This is a genomic window from Curtobacterium sp. MCLR17_043, from assembly GCF_003224215.1.
GTDB lineage: Bacteria > Actinomycetota > Actinomycetes > Actinomycetales > Microbacteriaceae > Curtobacterium > Curtobacterium flaccumfaciens.
The window spans coordinates 60,441-84,264 of sequence record NZ_QKLH01000005.1; the positions used below are offsets into that span (position 1 = coordinate 60,441).

Below are 23,824 nucleotides of genomic sequence, written 5' to 3' on the forward strand. Positions count from 1 at the left end.
GTCCTTCTTCTTTCCTCCACAGGGGCAATTCGTCCGCACTGATTCCACAGACTCTCCGAGTTCGCCGATCGGTGTGTGCGTTCCGGAGATCGTTGTCGTGGAGGCAACGACATGGAACAAGACGTGCAACGAGCACCGGGGCGGTCGCTCCGGAACGGCCGACTCGGACGATTCGGTGAAGAGCGAGCGGTGGCCTGGCTCGAAGCCCGGGGATTCCGCGTGCTCGAGCGGAACTGGCGATGTGCGCGCGGTGAGATCGACATCGTCGCGTGGGATTCCTGCACGCTCGCCTTCGTCGAGGTGAAGACCCGTTCCGGTGCCGCCACCGGTCACCCGTTCGAGGCGATCACGGCGGCGAAGCTCACCCGGATGCGGCGACTCGTGCCCGAGTGGTTCGACGCGCATCCCGGGGTCTCGCCGCGCGCGGTCCGGGTGGACGTCGTCGCGGTCCACGTCGACGGGCCCCGCACGGTCGTCGAGCACCTGGCTGGTGTCCTGTGACGGGCATCGGGCGCGCTGCCGCGGTCGCGCTGCTCGGGGTCACCGGTCGGCGGATCGAGGTCGAAGCGCACCTGACCAGTCAGCTCCCGGCGTTCAGCATCATCGGTCTGCCCGACACCTCGTTGGGTGAGGCACGGGAACGTGTGCGATCCGCGGCGGCGAACGCGGGGTGCCCGCTGCCCGCCCGCCGGATCACCGTGAACCTGACCCCGGCGGCGATCCCGAAACGCGGTTCGGGGTTCGACCTCGCCATCGCGATGGCCGTGCTCGCCGGTGCCGGTCTCGCGCCGGACGTCTCGGAGCGCATCGTCTACATCGGCGAGCTCGGCCTCGACGGGCGGGTGCGTCCGGTCCCCGGCGTGATCCCGATGTTGATCGCCGCGCGCGACGCCGGTGTGGACCGCGTCGTGCTGCCCGTCGGCAACCTGACCGAGGCCCGTGTGGTCGGCGGGGTCCGGATCCGGGGCGTGGACTCGTTGCGGGCGGCGGCGATCGACGCCGGGGCGCTCCTACCGACGGTCGAGGTCGACCCGGTGCTGCCGGTCCCGGTCACGGCTGTGCCGCGTCCCGTAGCCGAGCTGTCGGACGTCGTGGGGAACCCGGTCGGCGTCCGAGCACTCATCGCCGCGGCGGCCGGTGGACACCATGCCCTGCTGCTCGGGCCGCCGGGCGCCGGCAAGACCATGCTCGCCGAACGGCTGCCCGGGTTGCTGCCCGACCTCGACGACGAGACCGCGCTCGAGGTCGCCGCAGTCCGGTCCGTCGCTGGGCTGGGCCCCGCGTCGTGGAGCACGAAGCCACCGTGGGAAGCCCCGCACCACTCCGCGTCGGCGGTGTCGCTCATCGGCGGTGGGTCCGGGGTCCTGCGCCCCGGAGCGGTGTCGCGCGCCACCGGGGGCATCCTGTTCCTCGACGAGGCGCCGGAGTTCCCGCGGGCCGTGCTCGACGCGCTCCGGCAACCGCTCGAGTCCGGGCGGATCACGATCCACCGTGCGGCTGGAGCGGCCGAGTTCCCCGCACGCTGCCAGGTCGTCCTGGCGGCGAACCCCTGCCCGTGCGGCAACGCCGGTGGTGCGCACGGGCAGCCGTGCGAGTGCTCGCCGAGCACCGTCCGCCGGTACCTCGGCCGCATGTCCGGGCCGCTGCTCGACCGGATGGACATCCGGGTGCTGGTGCCCCGGGTGACGACGGGTCGGATGCGGGACGCGGACGGCAGCACCCCGACGACGGCGGTCGCGCGTGCGGCGGTCGCGGCAGCACGAGCCCGCATGGCGGAGCGACTGCACGGCACAGGATGGAAGCGCAATGCCGAGGTCACCGGGACGTGGCTCCGAGCCGAGGGACGTATCGAACCCGGGTCGACGGCGGACCTCGACCGCGCACTCGACCTCGGGACCCTGACGATGCGCGGGTGGGACCGTGTCATGCGCCTGGCGTGGACGCTCGCCGACCTCGACGCGGTGGAGCGGCCCACGGGCGCGCACGTCCGCGGCGCCTTGGCCCTGCGGAGCGCGCTGTGATGCTGGCGGGCAGGGAGCTCCTCGACACGGTGGCGCGCCTGCTGGGACGGAGCGGTGCCGCGGTGGATCCGGTGCAGGCCGCGGCACGGGTCGCCTGGTCGGCCATCGTCGAACCGGGGGACTCCGTCGCCGGAGAGCTCCTCACCGGCCTCGGACCGGAACGTGCGCTCGGTGCGGTGCTGCTCGCCGCGGACGGAGACTTCGATTCGCTGCTGGGATGTTGCGTCGACGCCGAGGTGCCGGGTGCGGAGGACCCAGCGGTGCTGCTCGGCGTGCTGCAGACCGCGGTGGAACGCTGGCGGCCCCGATTGGCCGCTGTCGAGGTGGGCGACGTGCTCGCGGCGGCCGGTGCGGTCGGAGCCGGACTGCTGGTCCCCGAGAGCGACGGGTGGCCGCCCGCGATGGACGACCTCGGGCCGCACGCCCCGGTGGTCCTCTGGACGCGCAGCACGGGTGCGCGCCTCGGCGACGGGACGCCGGCGCTGGGCGTCGTGGGGTCCCGGGCGAACACGGTGGCCGGTGCCGAGGCCGCGGCGGAGATCACCTCGACGTCTGCGGACGCGGGATTCCTCATCGTGAGCGGGGGTGCCTACGGCATCGACGCGGTGGCGCACCGTGTCGCCGTCGCCGCCGGGACGCCCACGGTCGCCGTCCTGGCGGGTGGCATCGACCAGCTCTACCCGGTGGGCAACGCGCAGCTGCTCCACAACGTGGCGCGGCAGGGGGCGCTGCTCGCTGAGTCGGCACCGGGGACGCGACCGACGCGGTGGCGTTTCCTCGCCCGGAACCGGCTGATCGCCGCGCTGGCCGACGTCACGGTCGTGGTCGAAGCGGGCGCCCGGTCCGGGGCGCTCAACACGGCCCACCACGCAGCGCAGCTCGGCCGGCCGGTGTTCGCGGTCCCGGGAGCGTTCGCGTCCTCGGCATCGGTCGGGTGCCACCGGCTCATCGCGCAGGGGCGGGCGCAGATCGTCGTGCACCCCGGCGATCCGGTCGCGGCGGCGAGACCGGCGACCGGGACGAGCGGGGGAGCGGTGCCGGACGAACCGCTCCTGTCCGGTCGGCAGGACCCCGAGGTGCTCCGGGTGCTCGACGCGCTCGGTCGTCGCGCTCTGCCCGAAGCCGAGATCGCCCGTCGGGCAGGCATGTCGACGGCCGACGTCGCCGACGCGCTCGCCCTGGCGCAGCTGCAGGGACTCGTCGTCGCGAGCGGCGGCGGGTGGGGGCGGGCATGACGGTCGACAGCCGTACGCTGACGTCGTGGTTGCGCGGACGGACGGTCGACTGGTGATGGCGGTGGACGCCTTCCTCGGGCATGCCCGGCACGCGCGGGGCCTCAGCGAGCAGACCCTGCGCGCGTACGCCAACGACCTCGAGCAGCTCGTGGCCTTCGCGGACACCCGAGGGGTCGACCGCGTCGCCGACGTCGAGCTCGAGCTCCTCCGTGACTGGCTGTGGGACGCCGACCACCGGGGGCTCGCCCGGTCGACGATCGCTCGGCGGTCCTCGTCCGTGCGGGCGTTCACGCGTTGGGCGAGCGAGACCGGGGTGACGACGACCGACGCCGGGGTCCGGCTCCGTGCACCGAAGGGCGGGGCGCACCTTCCCCGCGTCGTGTCGGCCGACCAGGTGCGCGCCCTGCTCGACGGGCTCGGTGCCCGAGCGGCGACGGACGACCCGGCGGCGCTGCGGGACCTGGCCCTGGTCGAGCTCCTGTACGCCGCGGCCATCCGGGTCAGCGAACTCGTCGGGATCGACGTGACCGACGTCGATCGCGGACGCCTGACCGTGCGGGTGCTCGGCAAGGGCGGCAAGGAACGCGTGGTGCCGTTCGGGGTGCCGGCACGGGACGCACTCGAGGCGTGGCTCGAGCGCGGACGGCCCGCCCTCGCAGCACGGGCGGAGGGACCGGCAGGCACGGCGCTGTTCCTCGGCGACCGTGGCGCCCGACTCGGCGTCCGCAGTGCCTACCGCGTGGTGGCGCGGTTGCTCGGTGACCTGCCGGGCGAGGGCCCGAGCGGGCCGCACACCTTCCGGCACACCGCGGCGACGCACCTGCTCGACGGGGGAGCGGACCTGCGCGCGGTGCAGGAGCTCCTCGGTCACGCCAGCCTCGGCACGACGCAGATCTACACGCACGTGTCGTCGGCCCGGCTGCGCGAGGTCTACCGGACGGCGCACCCGCGCGCCTGACGCTGCGCCGACGTGCGTCCCGTCCGGTTCCAGTCGGTTCCCGGTCGGTCCCGGGCGGCTCCGCTCAACCGGGCCATGCCGACTCGGGCAGGAGCACCGGCCACTCGGCCGGTGGCAGGTACGCCATCGGGTCGACGTAACGACCGTCGACGCGAGCACCGAGGTGCAGGCACGGCGCCGACGCCGGACAGTGCCCGACCGAGACACGGCCGACCGGCGCGCCCTGCACGACCTCGTCCCCGGCGGCGACCAGGGGTGTCACCGAGTCGAGCGTGCTGACCAGCCCGTCGCCGTGGTCGATCGTCACGACGGTGCGGCCGCCGACAGGGCCGGCGAACGCCACGGTGCCGTCGTCCACCGCCGAGGCAGTGCTGCCGAGGGCTGCCGAGACGTCGAGGCCCCGGTGGCCGGCGGCGTAGTCCGAGGACGGCGCTTCCCAGGCGCGCTCGACCACCCGCGATCCGGTGGGCCAGACCCAGCGAGCCTCGACCCGGCCCGAATCGGTGGCAGTGCCCACCGACGCCCCGGAGCCCACCGACACCCCGGAGCCCACCGACGCCTCGGAGCCCACCGACGCCCCGGCTCCGAACACCGCCGTCCCGCCCAGCACCGTCCCGCTCAGCACGGTCACGCTCAGCACCGCCGCGCACACCACGGACAGCAGGACGGGACGTGCGTTCGATCGCATGTCCCCAGCCTGGGCGGTGGAACCCGGCCCCGGGGCGGGCGTGGGCGATCCGTGGAGGGGGAGTCGCGCCTCCAGGCTTGGGGAGGAACGTGCCGAGGACGGAAACGACAGAACCGACGTCGTACGACGGCGACAGTGTCGTTCCGCGTCGGCGCGCAAGCCCCGCGCCGTCCCGATCACGCCCCGGTTATGACCAGATCCCGAGCGAGGAGTACAGTCGGGGCCGCTCCGGAACACGCAACGCCGCTCGGACGGCGAACCAGCCGACCGCCGGGGCACCGTGCTGCACAACTGCACGGCGGCAGAACCCAGGAGCATCGTGTCCACCACGACCACCGGGCACGGCGAAGACCGTGCGTTCAAGGGGAAGGTCACCCTGTTCGCCATCGCGGCGGCGGTCGGTGGCTTCCTGTTCGGCTTCGACTCGTCCGTCATCAACGGCGCCGTCGACGCGATCAAGGGCGAGTTCAACCTCTCCGACGCGGCCAGCGGCTTCGCGGTCGCATCGGCCCTGATCGGTTGCGCGTTCGGCGCCTACTTCGCCGGCCGCCTCGCCGACCGTTACGGCCGCACCCGGATCATGTTCTGGGCCGCCGTGCTGTTCTTCGTCTCGTCGATCGGTTCGGCGTTCGCGTTCGCGACGTGGGACCTCGTGATCTGGCGTCTCGTCGGCGGTCTCGGCATCGGTACCGCCTCGGTCATCGCACCGGCGTACATCTCCGAGGTCTCCCCGAAGGCGATCCGCGGGCGGCTGGCCTCGTTCCAGCAGCTGGCGATCACGCTCGGTATCTTCGCCGCGCTCCTGTCCGACCAGCTGTTCGCCGTCACCGCGGGCAGCGCCTCGGCCGAGGTCTGGGGCCTGGCCGCCTGGCGCTGGATGTTCCTGGTCGGGGTGATCCCCTCGGTCGTCTACGGCGTCCTGGCGATCACGCTGCCGGAGTCCCCGCGCTACCTGCTCACCAAGGGCCGTGCTGACGATGCGCGCGTCGTGATGGGCAAGATCGTCCCGCGCGACACCGTGAACACGAGCCTGGAGGAGATCCAGGACGGCATCAAGAAGGAAGCCAACGAGAAGAAGGGCTCCATCCGGGGCAACCGCTTCGGGCTCCAGCCGATCGTCTGGGTGGGCATCATCCTGGCCGTGCTGCAGCAGTTCGTCGGCATCAACGTGATCTTCTACTACTCGACGACGCTCTGGCAGGCCGTCGGCTTCAAGGAGGAAGACTCGTTCCTCATCTCCACGATCACCTCGGTGGTCAACGTCGCCGTCACCTTCGTGGCGATCTTCCTGGTCGACAAGGTCGGCCGCAAGCCGCTGCTCGTCGCCGGTTCCGCGGGCATGTTCGTCTCGCTCACCATGGTCGCCATCGCGTTCTCGCAGGCGACGATCGTCGACGGCAGCCCGAGCCTCCCCGGCTCGTGGGGCGTCATCGCGCTGATCTTCGCGAACCTCTTCGTGGTGTCCTTCGGCGCCACGTGGGGTCCGCTCATGTGGGTCCTGCTCGGCGAGATGTTCCCGAACCGCATCCGCGCCACGGCGCTGGGGATCGGCTCGGCCGCCAACTGGATCGCGAACTTCATCGTGACGATCTCGTTCCCGGTGCTGTCCGGCTTCAACCTGACGGTCACCTACGGCATCTACGCGCTGTTCGCGCTGCTGTCGCTGTTCTTCGTCATCGCCAAGATCCCGGAGACCAGGGGCCGCTCGCTCGAGGAGATGGGCATCTCCGCCGACGGCGACACGGTGGACGCCAAGGCCTGATCGGTCGGTCGCGCACCGCGTCCGTTCCGCACGGATCGCCGGCCAGGAGGCCCGGATCACGTCAGCCGCGAGGCGCGCGTGATCCGGGCCTCCCTTCTGTTAGCATCTATCCAGCAGCGTGCTGATGCGCGCTGACTTCGCGTGTCCACCAAGCCCTCACGGGCTCGGTACCCGACCACCGGTCCCGCTCTCACGAGCGGGCGGTCGCGTGCCAGGACACCAGGGACCACGACCGACGGTCGTGATCGACACAACCGCAACAGGTCCGCAGCGACGTGCGAGAGCACGGCTGCGCGCCGAGAACACAGAAGGAGGACGGCACATGGCCGTCGTCACCATCCGCCAGCTGCTCGACAGCGGCGTCCACTTCGGACACCAGACCCGTCGGTGGAACCCGAAGGTGAAGCGCTTCATCCTCGCCGAGCGCTCGGGCATCCACATCATCGACCTGCAGCAGTCGCTGGCCTTCATCGACCGCGCGTACGACTTCGTCAAGGAGACGGTCGCGCACGGTGGCACGATCCTCTTCGTGGGCACCAAGAAGCAGGCCCAGGGCTCCATCGCCGAGCAGGCGACCCGCGTCGGCCAGCCGTACGTCAACCAGCGTTGGCTCGGCGGTCTGCTCACGAACTTCCAGACGGTCTCCAAGCGCCTCGCGCGCATGAAGGAGCTCGAGGAGATCGACTTCGACGACACGACGAAGGGCTTCACCAAGAAGGAGCTCCTCATCAAGAAGCGCGAGCTGGACAAGCTCCACAAGACCCTCGGTGGTATCCGCAACCTCACGCGGACCCCGAGCGCGCTCTGGATCGTCGACACCAAGAAGGAGCACCTCGCCGTCGACGAGGCGCAGAAGCTCGGTATCCCGATCATCGGCATCCTCGACACCAACTGCGACCCCGACGAGATCACGTACCCGATCCCGGGCAACGACGACGCGATCCGCTCTGTCGGCCTCCTGACCCGCATCGTCGCCGACGCCGCGGCCGAGGGCCTGAAGACCCGCCACAACGGTGGCGACGAGGACGAGGCCAGCGAGCCCCTCGCCGAGTGGGAGCAGGAGCTCCTCGGTGGCGAGACCGCCGCCACGACCGAGGCGCCCGCCGCCCCCGTCGAGGAGAACGACGCTGACGCGCAGGTCGCCGCGAAGGAGATCGGCGAGCCGATCGCCGACGAGGCGAAGAACGCGGAGCCGACGGCCGAGGCCGAGGCAGCCGCGGAGACCACCCCCGCCGAGTGAGTCGCCGGGGCGCCGGACCCCACCGGGTCCGGCGCCCCGACTGCACTCCACTCTCCACACACGTACAGTCCAGAAAGGACTCCAGTCAATGGCAAACTTCACCGCTGCTGACGTGAAGAAGCTCCGCGAGGACCTCGGCGCCGGCATGATGGACGCGAAGAACGCGCTCGTCGAGGCCGACGGCGACTACGACAAGGCCGTCGAGCTGCTCCGCATCAAGGGTGCCAAGGCCGTCGCCAAGCGCGACGACCGTGCCACCTCCGAGGGTGTCGTCGTCGCGACCTCCGAGAACGGCGCCGCCACGGTCGTCGAGCTCGCGAGCGAGACCGACTTCGTCGCGAAGAACGAGAAGTTCACGACCCTCGCCGACAAGGTGCTGGGCGCGGTCGCCGCTGCCGGTGCCGCCGACGTCGCTGCCGCCAACGCCGCACCGCTGGACGGCAAGACCGTCCTCGAGGTCGTCAACGAGTCGGCTGCCGCGCTGGGCGAGAAGCTCGAGGTCCGCACGGTCCGCCGTGTCGAGGGCTCGGCCTTCGAGATCTACCTGCACAAGACCAGCCAGGACCTGCCGCCGCAGATCGCCGTCGTCATCGCGTACGAGGGTGACAACGCCGCCGAGGCACGTTCGATCGCCCAGCACGTCGCGTTCGCGAACCCGACGTACCTGACCCGCGACGAGGTCCCGGCCGAGGCCATCGAGAAGGAGCGTGCGACCGTCGAGGCGATCACGCGCGAAGAGGGCAAGCCCGAGGCTGCGCTCCCGAAGATCGTCGAGGGCCGGGTGAACGCCTACATCAAGCAGGTGTCGCTCCTCGACCAGGACTACGCGAAGGACAACAAGATCTCCGTCGCGAAGGCCGCCGAGAACGCCGGCATCACGATCCAGGGCTTCGCCCGCGTCAAGGTCGGCGCGTAACGAACCCGTGACGGGGTCAGGAACCAACCAGGTTCCTGGCCCCGTTTTTCGCGCGCGCCGGCACGACACGCGCGCGACACATCCGCGAGTACATTTCCACGAGACCACGACGAAGGGTGCGGACCAGATGACCGACGAGAAGACCGGACGACGCCGCGTTCTGCTGAAGCTGTCGGGAGAGGCGTTCGGCGCTGGCTCCCTCGGGGTGAACCCCGACGTGATCGGCACCATCGCCAAGGAGATCGCCGTCGCCGCGCGCGAGGTCGAGATCGCGATCGTCGTCGGCGGGGGCAACTTCTTCCGCGGAGCCGAGCTCTCGCAGCGCGGCATGGACCGCGGGCGCGCCGACTACATGGGCATGCTCGGCACGGTGATGAACGCACTCGCGCTGCAGGACTTCCTCGAGCAGGCGGGCGCTGCGACCCGCGTGCAGTCCGCGATCGCGATGACCCAGGTCGCAGAGCCGTACATCCCGCGGCGCGCCGAGCGGCACCTCGAGAAGGGCCGGGTCGTCATCTTCGGCGCCGGTGCCGGACTGCCGTACTTCTCCACCGACACGGTGGCGGCGCAGCGTGCGCTCGAGATCAAGGCGGACGAGGTCCTCGTCGCCAAGAACGGCGTCGACGGCGTGTACACCGCCGACCCGAAGAAGGACGCCACCGCCGAGAAGCTGCACCACGTGACCTACCAGGACGCGCTGCTCAAGGGCCTCAAGGTCGTCGACGCCACCGCGTTCTCGCTCTGCATGGACAACGGCATGCCGATGCACGTCTTCGGTATGGAGGGCGACGGCAACGTCCAGGCCGCGATCCGTGGCGAGCGCATCGGCACCGTCGTCAGCAACTGACCCCCGGCGCTGACTAGACTCGACGCCAGTACCGAAGGAGTAACACCGTGATCAGTGATGTCCTGACCGAAGCCACCGAGAAGATGGCGAAGGCGGTCGAGGTCGCCAAGGACGACTTCTCGACCGTCCGCACCGGCCGCATCAACGCGGCGCTCTTCCAGAAGATCCCGGTCGAGTACTACGGCACGCCGACGCCGCTCGCGCAGCTCGCGTCGCTGCAGACCCCCGAGGCCCGCACGCTCATCGTGACGCCGTACGACAAGACGGCGCTCAAGGAGATCGAGCGCGCGATCGCGACCTTCCCGAACCTCGGCGCCAGCCCGACGAACGACGGCGACATCGTCCGCGTGACGATCCCGGAGCTCACCAAGGACCGCCGCAAGGAATTCGTCAAGCTCGTGCGGACGAAGGGCGAAGACCACAAGGTCGTCGTCCGGAACATCCGCCGCAAGGCCAAGGACGACCTCGACGCACTCAAGGGTGAGATCTCCGACGACGAGATCTCGCGCGGCGACAAGGACCTCGAGGCCCTGACGAAGAAGCACGTCGACCAGATCGACGAGTCGCTGAAGAAGAAGGAAGCCGAACTCCTCGAGGTCTGATGCGTCGCTCCGACCAGGGCGATGACCGCCCCACAGCAGAGCACGGGCCCGCGTCGAGCGGGCCCGTGAAGAAGGGGCTCCGTCAAGACTTCGATGCGCGCGCACGAGCGGCGCGCACCGACTTCGAGGCGCAGCTCCGCCAGCGCAAGGCCGACTTCGGCGCGCGCAACGAAGCGCTGACCGCGCGGACCGGGCGCAACCTGCCGGCGGCGATCGGCATCGCGCTCGCGTTCGCGGTCGTGATGCTCGGCACGCTGCTCCTCTGGCCGCCGTCCTTCATGGTCGTCGCGGCGTTCCTGCTGGGCGTCGGCGTCTACGAACTCACGAGCGCGATGCGGTTCGCCGGCCGCGACGTCCCGCGGATCCCGAGCGTTGCCGTCGCGATCGCGATCGTGCCGGCGGCGTTCCTGCTCGGCCAGGTGGCGGCGCTGTTCACCCTGCTCGGCGGCATCGTCCTGATCAGCGTCTGGCGACTGCTCGAGGTCGCCGTCGTGCGGCAGAAGCCCCCGGCCGGCAACGTCGCCCGAGACCTCACGAACGGGTTGTTCGTGCAGGCCTACATCTCGCTGCTCGGCGCGTGCGTCGTGTTGCTCTCCGCCCAGCCGGACGGCAACCTCTGGGTGATCGGGTTCATCCTCGTCGTCGTGGCGGTCGACACCGGTGCGTACGCCACCGGGCTGAACCTCGGCAAGCACCCGATGGCTCCCCGCATCAGCCCCAAGAAGACGTGGGAGGGCTTCGCCGGATCCGTGGCAGCGAGCATCGTCGTCGGCATCCTGGTGGCCGTGTTCATGCTCGGGCTGCCCTGGTGGACCGGTGTCCTGCTCGGTGTGCTCATCTCCGGTTCGGCCACGCTCGGCGACCTGACCGAGTCGATGATCAAGCGCGACCTCGGCATCAAGGACATCTCGTCGTTCCTGCCCGGACACGGCGGCCTGCTCGACCGCATCGACAGCATCCTGCCGTCCGCCGCCGTCGCCTACGTGCTGTACCTGATCGTCAACCACTGACCGCTGTCGGGCGGGGCTGAACGCCGCACTCAGCGCGTCCAGGTTGTGCCACGGTCGGGGACTGGCAGAATGACGCCGTGGCCACCACCTTCCCGACCGCAGCCCGTTCCGCCCTCGGTTACGACGTCGACGAAGTCGAGCGTTTCCTCGAGGACGCCCGGCGCGCGTACTCCGCCGACGACAGCGCCCCCGGCATCGAGGCCGCGAAGATCCGCGCCACGGCGTTCTCGATGCGCAAGGGCGGTTACTCCACGTCGCACGTCGACGCCGCACTCGAGCGACTCGAGGACGCCTTCGCGGCCCGCGAGCGTGAGCGGGAGATGAGCGAGGTCGGCAAGAAGGCCTGGTACGCCGAGGCACGGACGAAGGCCTCCGACGTCGTGGCGCGGCTCGAGCGGCCCGACGGGCAGCGGTTCAGCCGGGTCAGCGTGCTCGGCACCGGCTACCACCCGAAGGACGTCGACGCGTTCGCCGCCCGACTGGCCGGGTACTTCCGCGAGGGCAAGCCGCTCAGCCTCACCGAGGTCCGCTCGATCGTCTTCCGCCCGAAGCACGGCGGGTACCGCGAGGCGCAGGTCGACGCCCTGCTCGACGCCGTCGTCGAAGTGATGCTCGCTGTCCGGTGACGACGCGCTGTCCCCAGGTGCTTCGCTTTCCGTGATCGTTCCGTTACCCTGGTCCTACTCATGGGCAGGCACACGGCAGACTCAAGCTCCGACCGCGATACCCGCGAGCACCTCAGCCTCCAGGCTTCCGGTGAGCGCCGCGCGGCAATGCAGCGAACCCGCACGACGGAGACGTCGGCGTTCGGGGTGACCCCGCAGGCAGCGCCCGCGGCGACGGGTCCGGTCGCCACGCCGAAGTCGGTGGCGGCGAACCGCGTCTCCGACGAGCGTGTGGCGTCCTTCGCCCACGATGCTCTGGTCGACGCCGACCAGCGTCCCGCGAAGCAGCGCACCGCGACGGTGCAGCGCCGTGCGACGCCGAAGCTCGTCAAGCCCACCGCGTCGTCGGTGAACGCCGTCGCACGTAAGCGCGCGGTCGCCCCGATGATGTCCTTCGTCGGCGTGTTCCTGTTCGTCGGCGGCTCGCTGTTCAACCCGCTGCAGGCCGACGTGGCACAGGCCGCCGTCGACACCCCCGTGCTCGTGAAGACGCCGCCGGCGCCGCAGCAGTACACCGCGCACGGCACCTACGCCGTGGCCGCTGCCGACCGTGACGGCTACGACGTCACCGTCCCGGCCCCGAAGGTCGTCAAGCCCGTCGTCGAAGAGGACGAAGCCGACGCCGACGCCGGGACCACCGACGACAGCGCTGACGCCGCGGCCACCGAGACCCAGCCGGTCTCGGCCGCCAACACGCTCGCCGCCACCGCCGCGACGCCCGACCCGGGCAGCGCGCAGGCGATCGCCCTGCAGCAGGTCACGGCTCGTGGCTGGGGCACCGACCAGTACAACTGCCTGGTCTCGCTGTGGAACAAGGAGTCCGGCTGGCGGGTGAACGCCTACAACCCCAGCGGTGCGTACGGCATCCCGCAGGCTCTCCCCGGCAGCAAGATGGCCACGGCCGGCGCCGACTGGCAGACCAACCCGGCGACGCAGATCACCTGGGGTCTCAACTACATCGCCGGCGTCTACGGCACCCCCTGCGGTGCCTGGGGACACAGCCAGGCCAACAACTGGTACTGATCGGCTGCTCGGGTGCCGCGCAGCAACCGACCGCGGCGTCCCCGTGGTCGCGACGTCGAGCCTGACGAGGAGACCACCCTCGACCGGCTGATGAGCTCGTGGAAGCGCACCGAGGTCCGTCACGGTCGCGAGTACCAGGTGCAGCCGATCTCGGCCGCGTCGGCGCAGAAGGAGTACATCTGCCCGGGGTGCGGCGGAAGCGTCCTGCCCGGCACGGCCCACGTGGTGGTCTGGCGTGCGGACGGCGTGCTCGGCGATGCTGCCGACCTGGCGTCGCGCCGGCACTGGCACAACCACTGCTGGAGCATCGCATGACCGAGCACGACGTGCCGCACGACACCGAGATCCGGTCCGCCACCGTGCTGCCGGCCCGTCGCACCGATGTCGAGCTCGTCACGGACGACCACCTGACGCTCGTCGGTGAACTCGCCGAGCCGGCCGACACCCCGGCTCGCGGGACCATCGTCACGCTCCACCCCCTGCCGACCGCGCACGGGTTCATGGACTCGCACGTCCTCAAGAAGGCCGCGGCACGGCTGCCCGCCCTCGCCGACATCGCGGTGCTGCGGTTCAACTTCCGGTCCGTCACGTCGCCGCGCGGCACGTCCGAGGGTGTCTTCGGCGAGGGCGTGTCCGAGGGCTTCGACCTGCGCGCCGCCGTCGCCGAGGTCGTCGACCGCGGCCTGCCGACCCCGTGGCTGGTGGGGTGGTCCTTCGGCACCGAGGTGATCCTCAAGCACGCGCTCGAACACGTCGAGGCCGGCACGGTCGCCGGTGTCGTCCTGCTGTCACCGCCGCTGCACCGCACCTCGGACGAGGAACTCGCCCGTTGGGCTGCCGTCGAGGTGCCGGTCGTGGCGCTCGTCCCCGAGCACGACGACTTCCTGCAGCCCGAGGCCGCGGCGGCACGGTTCGCGCTCGCCCCGAACGTCCGGGTCGTGCCCGTCGACGGTGCGAAGCACCTGTGGGTGGGGGAGCGGTACGTGCGGATCGTCCTCGACGCGATCGCCGACCTCGTCGTGCCGGGCAGCGCCCCGCTGCCGACCCACTGGCCCGTCTGAGCACGTCCGTACGACGCCCTGCGGCCCGCCACCTGCACCAGGTGGGACGGCCTGGAGGCGCGGGTCGCGCCTCCAGGCCGTGGACCGTCAGCGGTCGGTCGCGTCCACGTCGTCGGCAGCGTCCGCAGCGGACGCTGCGGCGGGTGCCGTGCCGAGCAGGCCCGTGGCGTTCGTGAGGACCCCGCGGAGGTTCTCGAGGTAGCCCGCGACGGCTTCGCGTTCGGTGCGGATCGCCGCCAGGCGGTCCTCGGCCTCGGCGATGACGCCGGCGGTGCGCTCCTCGGCGTCGGCGACCATCCGGTGCACCCGGTCCTGCGCGTCGGCGACGATGGTGCGGGCGTGCTCCTGGGCCTCGGCCGTGCTGGTGCGCTCGAGGTCGTCGGCCTCCTGCTGCAGGCGTTCCGCGCGTTCGCGGGCCTCGGTCGCGCGGCGCGTGGCCTCGGCGAGCTGCAGGTTGGCCTCGTCCAGGTACTTCTGCGTCTCGGTGACCGTCTCGTGGTGCTTCCGCAGGTAGTCCTGCTCGGCGTCGTCGCGGCGGGAGGCGAGTTCCGACTCGAGCGTCGTGCGGGCCTCGTCGCGCTCCCGGGCGATCTCGGCACGGACCTCGTCGCGCTCCTTGACCAGGGCGGCGCGTGCGGTGTCGATCTCCTGCCGCAGGGCGGTGCGCTCGGCCTCGAGCATCCCGAGCTCGGCGGTGCGGCGGTCGGCGATCTCGGTGTCGACCTCGGCGTGCTCGCGCTCGCGTCGGGCGGCGATGGCGTTCTCGTGCTCCCGGACGGCGCGCTCGGCTGCCGCATCGGCCTCGGCGCGCTCCTGCGCGATCCGGGCGTCGTGCTCCTCGAGCTCACGGGCGATCCGGTCGGCGGTCTCCTGCACCAGGCGCGCGTTCTCGACGCGGGTCTGCTCCTCGTCGACGCGGAGCTGCGCCTGGGCCGCCTCGATCTCCTGCTCGAGTGCGGTGCGGGCTGCTGCCAGTTCGCGGTCCCACTGGGCGCGGGCGGCGGCGAGTTCCTCGTCGAGTTCGCGGCGGCGGTCGGCGACCTCGGTGTCGAGCTCGGCGCGGCGGCGGGTGACCTCGGACTCGAGTTCGGCGCGACCGGTCTCGAGTGCCAGCGCGTGTGCCTGCTGCTCCTCGTCACGCTCGCGGTGCCAGGCGGCGCGGCCCTCGGTGACCTCGCGCTCGAGGGCCTCGCGCCGGATCGTCTCCTCGCGGTCGAGGTCCTCGGTGCGGCGGGCGTGGTCGGCCTCGAAGACCGAACGGCGGTGCTCGGTCTCGCGGTCGAGCTCGGCGGCAGCGGTGCGGGCGTCGGCGGACTCGCGCTGGGCGATCTCGCGCAGCTCGGCGACCTCGTGCTCGACCTGAGCGCGCAGTGCGTTCGTCTCGCGGATGGCGACGGAACGGACCTCGGCGGCCTCGGTCACGGCTGCCCCGCGGATCGCGGCGGCTTCGTTGCGGGCGTCCTGCGTGAGCAGACCGGCCTCGGCCCGGGCACGTTCGACGGTGTCGGCTGCCTCGGCGCGGGCGCGGGTCAGTTCGTTGGTGGCGCGGGTGCGGGCGTCCTCGAGGGTGTCGCGCGCTTCCTCCTGGGCCTCGCGGACGGTGCGCTCGGCTTCGGAACGGCTCGAGGCACGGAGGCGCTGGGCGTCGATGTCCGCCTGGCTGATGAGGCGGGTCGACTGCTCCTCGGCCACACGCAGGGTGGACTCGAGGCGGGTGCCCAGTCCGCTGTACGTGGGGGTGCCGGCTTCGTCGAGCTCGCCCTGCAGTTCGGAGACCCGGGCCTGCAGGAGACGGATCTCCTTCGCGGCGTCGGCGCGGTCGTTGTTCGACTTGATGAGCTCGCGGCGCAGGTCGTTCAGCGAACGCTCCACCTCGTCGCGGCGGTACCCCCGCAGCTCGGTCCCGAACTCGGCCTCGTCGTTCGCCACGTGTCGCTCCTGGGTGCTCGGCGGAGGGCCCGGATCGGCCCGCGGTCGATTGTAGTGGCGGCCGGAGCGGGTCGTCTGAGTCCGGCGACAGCGCGGATTGATGCGCTGTCCAGCGTTGCTCGCTATCCTGAGTCGCTGATTCGCGCGCCGACATCCCCACCCCGGCGCGGTAGGGAGAGAGTTCGTGCGATTCGTCCTGGCGATCGTCAGTTTCGTCATCGGTCTGCTGCTCGTGGCGCTGGCGGTGGGACAGCGGACCGTGTTCGCGCCGCCGTCCTCGCTCGTGGCCGAGAGCTCGACGACCAGTTCCGCCCCGGTGACCGTGATCCCGGGGACGACGCTCAACGCCAACCCCGGCTACCAGCGCATCAACGTGTCCGGCTCCGGCAAGGTCTTCGCGGCCTACGGCAAGACCGCCGACGTCGACGCCTGGATCGGTGACGCCGAGCACACTACGCTCCGCTTCGACGCCGAGAAGGGGTCGCTGGTCGGGTCGACCTCGGGCAGCGAGACCAGCGTCCCCTCGCCGAAGGGCAGTGACCTCTGGTACCAGGAGTACGACGGAGCCGGACAGTTCACCGTCCGCCTGCCGCAGGACGTCTCGGTCCTCGTCGTGAGCGACGGCAAGGCCGCAGCGCCGAGCGACGTGTCCGTCACCTGGCCGCAGGACACCGCGACGCCGGCGGTCGGTCCGCTGCTCGTGGCCGGCGGCGTGTTCGTCCTCGGAGGCCTCGTGCTGCTCGTCCTCGCCTTCCTGCACCAGCGCCGTGGCCGCGGTCCCCGCCGTCGCAGTGGTGGCAGCCGCCCGCCGCGGGTGCGTGCGTCCCGTCGAGCCGCCGCCGCCGGAGCGCAGGTGCCGCGCCGCGGTCGTCGCGGCACGCGCGCGCTCATCGGCGTCCCGGTGCTGCTCGTCGGCGCCCTGACCCTGGCCGGCTGTTCCTCGGACTACTGGCCGCAGGGCGGCGACCCGTCGCTCGCCACGCCGACCCCGACGGCCACCGCCACGGGGGCTGCTGAGACCACCGAGCCGACGGCTGCGACCAAGCAGCAGATCACCCGCATCGTGCAGCGCACCGCCGCCGTCGCCGAGCAGGCCGACGGGGCGCGCGACCGCGACCTGGTCCGGACCCGGTTCTCCGGAGCGGCGCTCGACCTCCGTCTGGCGAACTACTCGATCCGCGGCAAGGACTCGGACGTCAAGGCACCGCCGGCGATCTCGGCCGCGCAGGTGTGCGTCGCGCTGCCGCAGCAGACCGACACCTGGCCCCGAACGGTCTTCACGATCGTCGCCGAGGACTGTGACGCCAAGTCCGCGCCGCAGGCCCTGACCCTGGTGCAGGACACCGCCCGCGATCCCTACAAGGTGGCGTACGACGTCTCGCTCGAGGCCGACGCGAAGATCCCGAGCCTCGCCCCGACGACGATCGGTGCCGCTCTGCTCGCGCCGGAGTCGAAGCTCCTGACGATCCAGCCCGACCAGGTCGCGACCGCCTACGGCGACATCCTGTCGAAGGACACCGCCAGCGAGTACGCCGACCTGTTCGCGACCGAGGGCGATGCGCTCCGCACCACCATCGGCAAGGTGTACAAGGACAAGAAGGCCAAGGCCCTGCCGGACACGGCGAAGATCGAGTACTCGTCCGAGGTGCCCGCCGACTCCGCCGTCGCGATCGCGACCGACGACGCCGGCGCCCTGGTCTCCGCGGACCTGGACGAGATCGAGAAGGTGACCCCGACCGCCTCGGGTGCCGAGGTGAACACCGAGGGTGCCGTCAAGGCACTGTCCGGCGTGGACACGAGCAAGAAGGGCATCAGCGCGACCTACAGCGTCCAGCTGCTCTTCTACGTGCCGCCGGTCGCCTCGGATGGCAAAGTGGTCCTGCTCGGGTTCACACAGGGCCTGACCGCAGCGAGTGAGGTGCAATGAGCAACATCCCCCCGACCCCGTCCGGGCTCCGCGGAGCCGTGGACCTGTCGTCCCTCGTCGACCGTGCACAGCGGCCGCCCCAGCCGTCCGGTGCTCCGGCCCCGGCGGGTTCCGCCGGCGGAGCCGTTCCCGGCACCGAGGCCGGCGCCGTGAACGGTGCCGACCTGACCGTCCCGTCGCTCGTGATCGACGTCACCGACGCGACCTTCCAGGACGTCCTGGAGCTGTCGAACGTCGTCCCGGTCATCGTGGACATCTGGGCCGAGTGGTGCGGGCCGTGCAAGCAGCTCTCGCCGATCCTCGAGCAGCTCACCGCGGAGTACGACGGCCGCGTGGTGCTCGCCAAGGTGGACGCCGACACGAACCCCCAGCTCGTGCAGGCGTTCCAGGCGCAGTCGATCCCGACCGTCGCAGCCGTGATCGGCGGACGCCCGCTCGGGCTCTTCGTCGGGGCACTGCCCGAGGCGCAGGTCCGCGACGTCTACGAGCAGGTGCTCCAGGCCGCCGAGCAGAACGGCGTGGCCGGTCGCGTGACCGTCGCCGGCGCTGCGACCGAGGTCGACGCTGAGCAGGGCGAACCGGAGCCGGAGCCGCTCCCGCCGCACCACCAGGCCGCGTACGACGCGATCGAGCAGGGCGACTACGCCACCGCGATCGAGGAGTACAAGACCGCGATCCTGCAGGACCCGCACGACCAGATGGCCGTGGCCGGGCTCGCACAGGTGTCGCTGCTCGACCGGCTGAACGGCCGGACGGCCGACGAGATCCGTGCGGCCGCTGCCGCCGGCCCGCAGGACGTCCAGGCGCAGCTCGCGGTCGCCGACCTCGACATCTCCGGCGGGCACGTCGACGACGCCTTCGGGCGACTGCTCGACCTGGTGCCGACGGTGTTCGGCGAGGACCGTGAGGCCCTGCGCGTCCGGCTCGTCGAGTACTTCGAGCTCATCGGCAGCGAGGACCCGCGCGTCGTCGCAGCGCGTCGCCGCCTGGCGAACGCCCTGTACTAGACCCGCGGGGTCCGGACGGCGAAGAAGACGCCGTCGTCACACCGAGACGCCGCCGAATCCGGCGGCGTCTCGGCGTCTCGGGGGCGTCTCGAGGACACGACGGCGTCCCGAGCACAACCGCTCGCCCGGCACGAGACAGACGGGAGGCCCGGTGCCAGCTGGCACCGGGCCTCCCGTCTGTCTGTCGGTCGCGTCGCGGACGCTGGCCGGGCTACTGGGCCAGCTTCAGCCAGACGGCACCGAGCGGCGGCACCACGAGGTGCGCTGAGGCGGGGCGGCCCGCCCACGGGGTGTCCTCTGCGGTGACGACGCCGAGGTTGCCGACTCCGGAGCCGCCGTACTCGGCAGCATCGGTGTTGAGCACCTCGTGCCACTCGCCGGCGGTCGGCAGCCCGAAGCGACGCTCCACCGGCACGCCGGAGAAGTTCACGAACACCGCGACCCGGTCGTCGCCGTCCTTCCGCAGGAACCCGAGGGTCGAGTGCGGTGCGTCGCCACCCTCGAGCCACTCGAAGCCGTCGGCCGTCGAGTCGTGCGTCCAGAGCGCAGGGGAGTCCTTGTACACGCGGTTGAGCTCCGCGACGAGGTCCTGCACACCGCGGTGGCCGGGCTGGTCGAGGAGCCACCAGTCGAGGCCCTTCGCCTCGGACCACTCGGCGGGCTGCGCGAACTCCTGGCCCATGAAGAGCAGCTGCTTGCCGGGGTGCGCCCACATGAACGCCAGGTACGCACGCACGTTGGCGAGCTTCTGCCACTCGTCGCCGGGCATCTTGCCGTACAGGGAGCCCTTGCCGTGCACGACCTCGTCGTGGCTGATCGGCAGGGTGAACTGCTCGCTGAACGCGTAGACGAACGAGAACGTGATCTCGTCGTGGTGGTAGCTGCGGTACGCGGGGTCGCGCTGCACGTACTCGAGCGAGTCGTGCATCCACCCCATGTTCCACTTCTGCCCGAAGCCGAGTCCGCCAGCGCTCGTCGGCTGGGTCACGCCCGGCCACGAGGTGCTCTCCTCCGCGATCATCACGATGCCGGGGTAGCGCTTGTACGCCGTCGCGTTCGTCTCCTGCAGGAACGAGATCGCGTCGAGGTTCTCGCGGCCGCCGTGGATGTTCGGCAGCCAGTCGGTGCGGGAGTAGTCGAGGTACAGCATCGAGGCCACCGCGTCGACCCGCAGGCCGTCGATGTGGAACTCCTCGAACCAGTACAGCGCGTTCGCGACCAGGAAGTTGCGCACCTGCGGCTGTCCGAAGTCGAACACGTAGGTGCCCCAGTCGAGCTGCTCGCCGCGGCGGGGGTCCGGATGCTCGAACAGCGCGTAGCCGTCGAAGCGCCCGAGGGCCCATTCGTCCTTCGGGAAGTGCCCGGGGACCCAGTCCATGATCACGCCGATGCCCGCAGAGTGCAGGCGGTCGATCAGGTAGCGCAGGTCGTCCGGCGAACCGAAGCGCGCGGTCGGTGCGTAGTACCCGGTGACCTGGTAGCCCCACGAGCCGCCGAACGGGTGCTCGGCGAGCGGCAGGAACTCCACGTGGGTGAAGCCGGTGTACTCCATGTGCCCGATGAGCTGGTCGGCGACCTCGCGGTACGACAGGCCGGGGCGCCACGAGCCGAGGTGCACCTCGTAGACGCTCATCGGGGCGTCGTGCGTGGTGGTCTGTGCGCGGCGCTCCATCCATGCGGCGTCGCCCTCGGACCACGTGTACGTGGACTCGGTGACGACGGAGGCCGTGGCGGGCGCGATCTCGGCCTCGCGGGCGAACGGGTCGGCCCGCTCCACCCACCCGGAGTCGGTGAGGATCTGGAACTTGTAGCGCTGGCCGACGACGGCGCCGGGCCAGAACAGCTCCCAGACGCCGAGGTCGCTCAGACGGCGCATCGCGGTGGTGCGGCCTTCCCAGCCCTCGAAGTCACCGATCACCCGGACGGCGGTGGCCCGGGGTGCCCAGACGGCGAACGCGACACCGTCGACACCGTCGACCGTGCGGGCGTGTGCGCCGAGGTGGTGCCAGAGCTGCTCGTCACGGCCCTCGCCGAACAGGTGCAGGTCGAGCTCGCCGAGCGTCGGGGGGAACCGGTACGCGTCGTCGGTGGTCCAGGTGGCGTCGTCCTCGTCCGTGGACTCGTCGTAGTCGTACTCCGACTCGACGCGGTAGCGACCGAGGTTCTCGGCAGTGGCACCGGCCCAGAGCCCGTCGCCCTCGTGCGCGAGTTCGATGTCGTCGCCGTCGGGGCGCACGAGGCGCACCGCGCGGGCCAGGTGCCGGACGACGCGGACGCTGGTGCCGCCGTCGACCGGGTGCGGGCCGAGCACGTCGTGCGGCTGGGACCAGCGGCCCTCGGCCACCTGCAGACGCAGCCAGTCCTCGATCGGAGCCGGACGCGGATCCGTGGCCGCACCGGTGGCGGCCGGAGCCGAGGCAGCAGTCGGCGCCGGAGCAGCGGCGCTGGGGGCGACGGGCGCGTCGACGGAGGCCGGGCGGACCACGGGCGCAGCGCCGCCGGTCGGGGCCGTCGGGGCGTCCGACGATGCCGCGGCTGCCACGGTCGGCTGCCGCGGGTGCGTCGGGTCGGCGGGGTGCCCGGCGAGCGTGGCGGACTCCGCCACGCCGCGGTCGGGCGCCTCGCGCTGCGCCGGCGGAGCGCCGGGCAGGTCCTCGTCGGGCGCGGACACCTTCGGCTCGTACCGCGGCACGGCCGGCGGCGGAGGCGGCACCGGCGGGACGGCCGGTCCGCGCTTCGTGGGGTCGGTCGGTTCGGGGGTCATCGGTGGGGTCCTTCCACGACGAGCAGGTGCACGGGCTCCTGGAACGCGTCCAGGCGGACGTAGTTCGACGCGCCCCAGGTCCAGCGCTGACCGGTCACGACGTCACGGACGTCGAACAGGCCCTCGGTCGGCAGACCGAGTGCGGCGCGGTCCAGGTGCACGGTGGTCTCACGGGCGGAGTGCGGGTCGACGTTGGCGACCACGATCACGGTGTCGGGGCGCCCTGACCGGATGTACTCGCCCGACAGGTGCTTCGAGTAGACGACGATCGCCGGGTCGTCGGCGGCGTGCACGTGCAGGTTCCGCAGCTGTCGCAGCGCGGGGTGCGCCGCACGGAGGCGGTTGAGCATCGTCACGTACGGCGCCAGGGACGCGCCCTCGGCCTCAGCCAGGGCGAAGTCGCGCGGCTTGTACTCGTACTTCTCGTTGTCGATGTTCTCTTCCGAGCCCGGTCGGGCGACGTCCTCGAACAGCTCGTACCCGGCGTACATGCCCCACGTCGGCGCACCGGTGGCGGCGAGTGCCGCGCGCACCTTGTAGCCGGCACGGCCGCCGAACTGCAGGTACTCGGTGAGGATGTCGGGCGTGTTCACGAAGAGGTTCGGGCGCAGGTAGTCGCTCGTCTCGTGCGAGAGCTCCGTGAAGTAGTCCTCGATCTCGTCCTTCGTGTTGCGCCAGGTGAAGTACGAGTACGACTGCTGGAACCCGGCCTCGGCGAGCGCGCGCATCATCGCCGGGCGGGTGAACGCCTCGGCGAGGAACACGGTGTCGGGGTGCTCGTCGCGGATCTCACGGATGACGCGTTCCCAGAACCAGAGCGGCTTGGTGTGCGGGTTGTCGACGCGGAAGATGCGGATGCCGAAGTCGATCCAGTGGCGCAGGACGCGCTCGACCTCGGTGACCAGGCCCTCGGGGTCGGTGTCGAACTGGATCGGGTAGATGTCCTGGTAGCGCTTCGGCGGGTTCTCGGCGGTCGCGATGGAGCCATCGGCACGCTGCGTGAACCACTCCGGGTGCTGGGTGACCCAGGGGTGGTCGGGGGAGCACTGCAGCGCGAAGTCGAGCGCGACCTCCATGCCGGTGTTCTTCGCCGTCTCGACGAAGTCGCGGAAGTCGTCCTCGGTGCCGAGGTCGGGGTGGATCGCGTCGTGCCCGCCCTCGGGGGAGCCGATCGCCCAGGGGCTGCCGGGGTCGTTCGGCCCGGGCGTGAGCGTGTTGTTCGGCCCCTTGCGGGCGGTGGTTCCGATGGGGTGGATCGGCGGCAGGTAGATGACGTCGAAGCCCATCCGGGCGACGGCGGGCAGCCGGCGGGCCGCGGTGCGGAAGTCGCCGCTCTTCCAGGAGCCGTCGGGGTTCTTCTTCGCGCCTTCCGAGCGGGGGAAGAACTCGTACCAGGCACCGACGCCGGCGCGGGTGCGTTCGACGTCGAGCAGCTGGGTGGCGGAGTGGGTCCGGAGCGCGGTGAGCGGGGCTTCCTCGACCTCGGCGACGATCCGCGGGTCGTCGACGGCGGCCAGGCGTTCGGCCGGGTCGAGGTCGGTGTCGCGGACGCGTGCGGCGGCACGGGTGGCGGCGGGGGAGTCGGTCTCCTCGGCCAGCCGGTCGAGCAGCACGGCACCGTCGAGCAGGGTCGCCTCGGTGTCGACGCCGGCCGCGATCTTCAGGCGTGCGCCGTGCAGCCAGCTCGCCCAGTCGTCGGAGTACGACTCGACGTGCCACGTCCAGACGCCGACGTGGTCGACCTGCACCGTGGCTTCGTAGCGGTCGGTGCCGGGGGCACCGAGGGTCATGGGGACGGTGCGGGTTCCACCGTCTGGGCGTTCGAGGACGAGGTCGGCGCCGATGATGCCGTGTCCTTCTCGGAAGACGGTTGCACCGAACGTGATCACCTCGCCGTCGAATGCCTTGCCGGGGAAGCCGTTCGGCGTCCTCGGGGCGAGCTCGGTGATCGGGATGCGCCCGATCTTCGGGCGGCGGGGTCGGTCTGCGGTGGCCACGGAAGCGACGCTACCCGGCGAGCGGCTCCGCGTTCCCCGGAATCGGCCCGCTGTGGAGGGCCGGGCGCGCCGTGGAGCCTGTTGAGGACCGGACGGGAGGCCCGTGGCGGGGCCGCCACGGGCCTCCCGTCCGCCACCCGGTCACGACGCCGGGCCGCAACCGCCTGCTCGG

General features: G+C 71.5%; 20 protein-coding genes. 16 read left to right on the plus strand and 4 right to left on the minus strand.

The window, feature by feature from the left end; translation table 11 throughout:
- Positions 1-123: 123 nt before the first annotated feature.
- The 4 genes from DEJ03_RS06545 to DEJ03_RS06560 are packed head-to-tail and all read left to right on the plus strand — an operon-like array spanning position 124 to position 4,214.
- Positions 124-501: a YraN family protein gene (locus DEJ03_RS06545; protein ID WP_258370616.1), complete on the plus strand. Its 378-nt coding sequence runs from the start codon at positions 124-126 to the stop codon at positions 499-501.
- Positions 498-2,021 carry a YifB family Mg chelatase-like AAA ATPase gene (locus DEJ03_RS06550; RefSeq protein WP_110863979.1) on the plus strand — a complete coding sequence of 508 codons (1,524 nt, stop codon included), beginning with the start codon at positions 498-500 and terminating at the stop codon, positions 2,019-2,021. The genes DEJ03_RS06545 and DEJ03_RS06550 overlap by 4 nt, the downstream gene beginning before the upstream one ends.
- On the plus strand, positions 2,021-3,256 hold the full coding sequence (gene dprA, locus DEJ03_RS06555) for a DNA-processing protein DprA (RefSeq protein ID WP_110863980.1): 1,236 nt from the start codon (positions 2,021-2,023) through the stop codon (positions 3,254-3,256). The genes DEJ03_RS06550 and dprA overlap by 1 nt, the downstream gene beginning before the upstream one ends.
- Positions 3,257-3,281: 25 nt before the next feature.
- Positions 3,282-4,214, plus strand: a complete 933-nt coding sequence (locus DEJ03_RS06560; protein ID WP_375342291.1) for a tyrosine recombinase XerC — start codon at positions 3,282-3,284, stop codon at positions 4,212-4,214.
- Positions 4,215-4,278: 64 nt separating this feature from the next.
- On the opposite strand, the gene DEJ03_RS06565 is transcribed toward DEJ03_RS06560, so the two are convergent.
- The gene (locus tag DEJ03_RS06565) at positions 4,279-4,902 is read right to left on the minus strand and encodes a murein hydrolase activator EnvC (protein WP_181422626.1); all 624 of its coding nucleotides are present in this window, start codon (positions 4,900-4,902) and stop codon (positions 4,279-4,281) included.
- 319 nt (positions 4,903-5,221) lie between these two features.
- On the opposite strand from DEJ03_RS06565, the gene DEJ03_RS06575 reads away from it, so the two are divergent.
- From DEJ03_RS06575 to DEJ03_RS06620, 10 genes are all read left to right on the plus strand, one after another.
- The gene (locus tag DEJ03_RS06575) at positions 5,222-6,664 is read left to right on the plus strand and encodes a sugar porter family MFS transporter (RefSeq protein WP_258370619.1); all 1,443 of its coding nucleotides are present in this window, start codon (positions 5,222-5,224) and stop codon (positions 6,662-6,664) included.
- 322 nt (positions 6,665-6,986) lie between these two features.
- Positions 6,987-7,904, plus strand: a complete 918-nt coding sequence (rpsB, locus tag DEJ03_RS06580) for a 30S ribosomal protein S2 (RefSeq protein ID WP_027465874.1) — start codon at positions 6,987-6,989, stop codon at positions 7,902-7,904.
- Positions 7,905-7,992: 88 nt separating this feature from the next.
- The gene (tsf, locus tag DEJ03_RS06585) at positions 7,993-8,820 is read left to right on the plus strand and encodes a translation elongation factor Ts (RefSeq protein WP_027465873.1); all 828 of its coding nucleotides are present in this window, start codon (positions 7,993-7,995) and stop codon (positions 8,818-8,820) included.
- Positions 8,821-8,947: 127 nt separating this feature from the next.
- Positions 8,948-9,667 carry a UMP kinase gene (gene pyrH / locus DEJ03_RS06590; RefSeq protein WP_071406376.1) on the plus strand — a complete coding sequence of 240 codons (720 nt, stop codon included), beginning with the start codon at positions 8,948-8,950 and terminating at the stop codon, positions 9,665-9,667.
- 47 nt (positions 9,668-9,714) lie between these two features.
- The gene (frr, locus tag DEJ03_RS06595) at positions 9,715-10,269 is read left to right on the plus strand and encodes a ribosome recycling factor (protein ID WP_027465871.1); all 555 of its coding nucleotides are present in this window, start codon (positions 9,715-9,717) and stop codon (positions 10,267-10,269) included.
- 65 nt (positions 10,270-10,334) lie between these two features.
- Positions 10,335-11,279 (plus strand): phosphatidate cytidylyltransferase, encoded by a 945-nt coding sequence (locus DEJ03_RS06600; protein WP_110864057.1) that lies wholly within the window; start codon positions 10,335-10,337, stop codon positions 11,277-11,279.
- 77 nt (positions 11,280-11,356) lie between these two features.
- Positions 11,357-11,905 (plus strand): DivIVA domain-containing protein, encoded by a 549-nt coding sequence (locus DEJ03_RS06605; protein ID WP_071406375.1) that lies wholly within the window; start codon positions 11,357-11,359, stop codon positions 11,903-11,905.
- A gap of 147 nt (positions 11,906-12,052) precedes the next feature.
- A complete protein-coding gene (locus DEJ03_RS18215) occupies positions 12,053-12,967 on the plus strand; it encodes a transglycosylase SLT domain-containing protein (RefSeq protein ID WP_258370622.1) in 915 nt (304 codons plus the stop codon).
- Positions 12,968-12,979: 12 nt separating this feature from the next.
- Complete coding sequence (locus DEJ03_RS06615; protein WP_110863985.1) at positions 12,980-13,282, plus strand: hypothetical protein; 303 nt, start codon at positions 12,980-12,982, stop codon at positions 13,280-13,282.
- On the plus strand, positions 13,279-14,028 hold the full coding sequence (locus tag DEJ03_RS06620) for an alpha/beta hydrolase (RefSeq protein ID WP_110863986.1): 750 nt from the start codon (positions 13,279-13,281) through the stop codon (positions 14,026-14,028). The genes DEJ03_RS06615 and DEJ03_RS06620 overlap by 4 nt, the downstream gene beginning before the upstream one ends.
- An 87-nt stretch (positions 14,029-14,115) precedes the next feature.
- Here DEJ03_RS06620 and DEJ03_RS06625 read toward each other — a convergent pair whose 3' ends face one another.
- Positions 14,116-15,957 carry a hypothetical protein gene (locus DEJ03_RS06625; protein WP_181422627.1) on the minus strand — a complete coding sequence of 614 codons (1,842 nt, stop codon included), beginning with the start codon at positions 15,955-15,957 and terminating at the stop codon, positions 14,116-14,118.
- A gap of 184 nt (positions 15,958-16,141) precedes the next feature.
- On the opposite strand from DEJ03_RS06625, the gene DEJ03_RS06630 reads away from it, so the two are divergent.
- Together DEJ03_RS06630 and DEJ03_RS06635 are read left to right on the plus strand one after the other, a co-directional pair.
- Complete coding sequence (locus DEJ03_RS06630; protein WP_110863987.1) at positions 16,142-17,884, plus strand: hypothetical protein; 1,743 nt, start codon at positions 16,142-16,144, stop codon at positions 17,882-17,884.
- Positions 17,881-18,891, plus strand: a complete 1,011-nt coding sequence (locus DEJ03_RS06635) for a tetratricopeptide repeat protein (protein WP_110863988.1) — start codon at positions 17,881-17,883, stop codon at positions 18,889-18,891. Before DEJ03_RS06630 ends, DEJ03_RS06635 begins: the two co-directional genes overlap by 4 nt.
- Before the next feature lie 211 nt (positions 18,892-19,102).
- Here DEJ03_RS06635 and glgB read toward each other — a convergent pair whose 3' ends face one another.
- Positions 19,103-21,655, minus strand: coding sequence for a 1,4-alpha-glucan branching protein GlgB (gene glgB / locus DEJ03_RS06640; protein WP_110863989.1), 2,553 nt, complete (start codon positions 21,653-21,655; stop codon positions 19,103-19,105).
- A complete protein-coding gene (locus DEJ03_RS06645; RefSeq protein ID WP_181422628.1) occupies positions 21,652-23,652 on the minus strand; it encodes an alpha-1,4-glucan--maltose-1-phosphate maltosyltransferase in 2,001 nt (666 codons plus the stop codon). Before DEJ03_RS06645 ends, glgB begins: the two co-directional genes overlap by 4 nt.
- Positions 23,653-23,824: the final 172 nt, after the last annotated feature.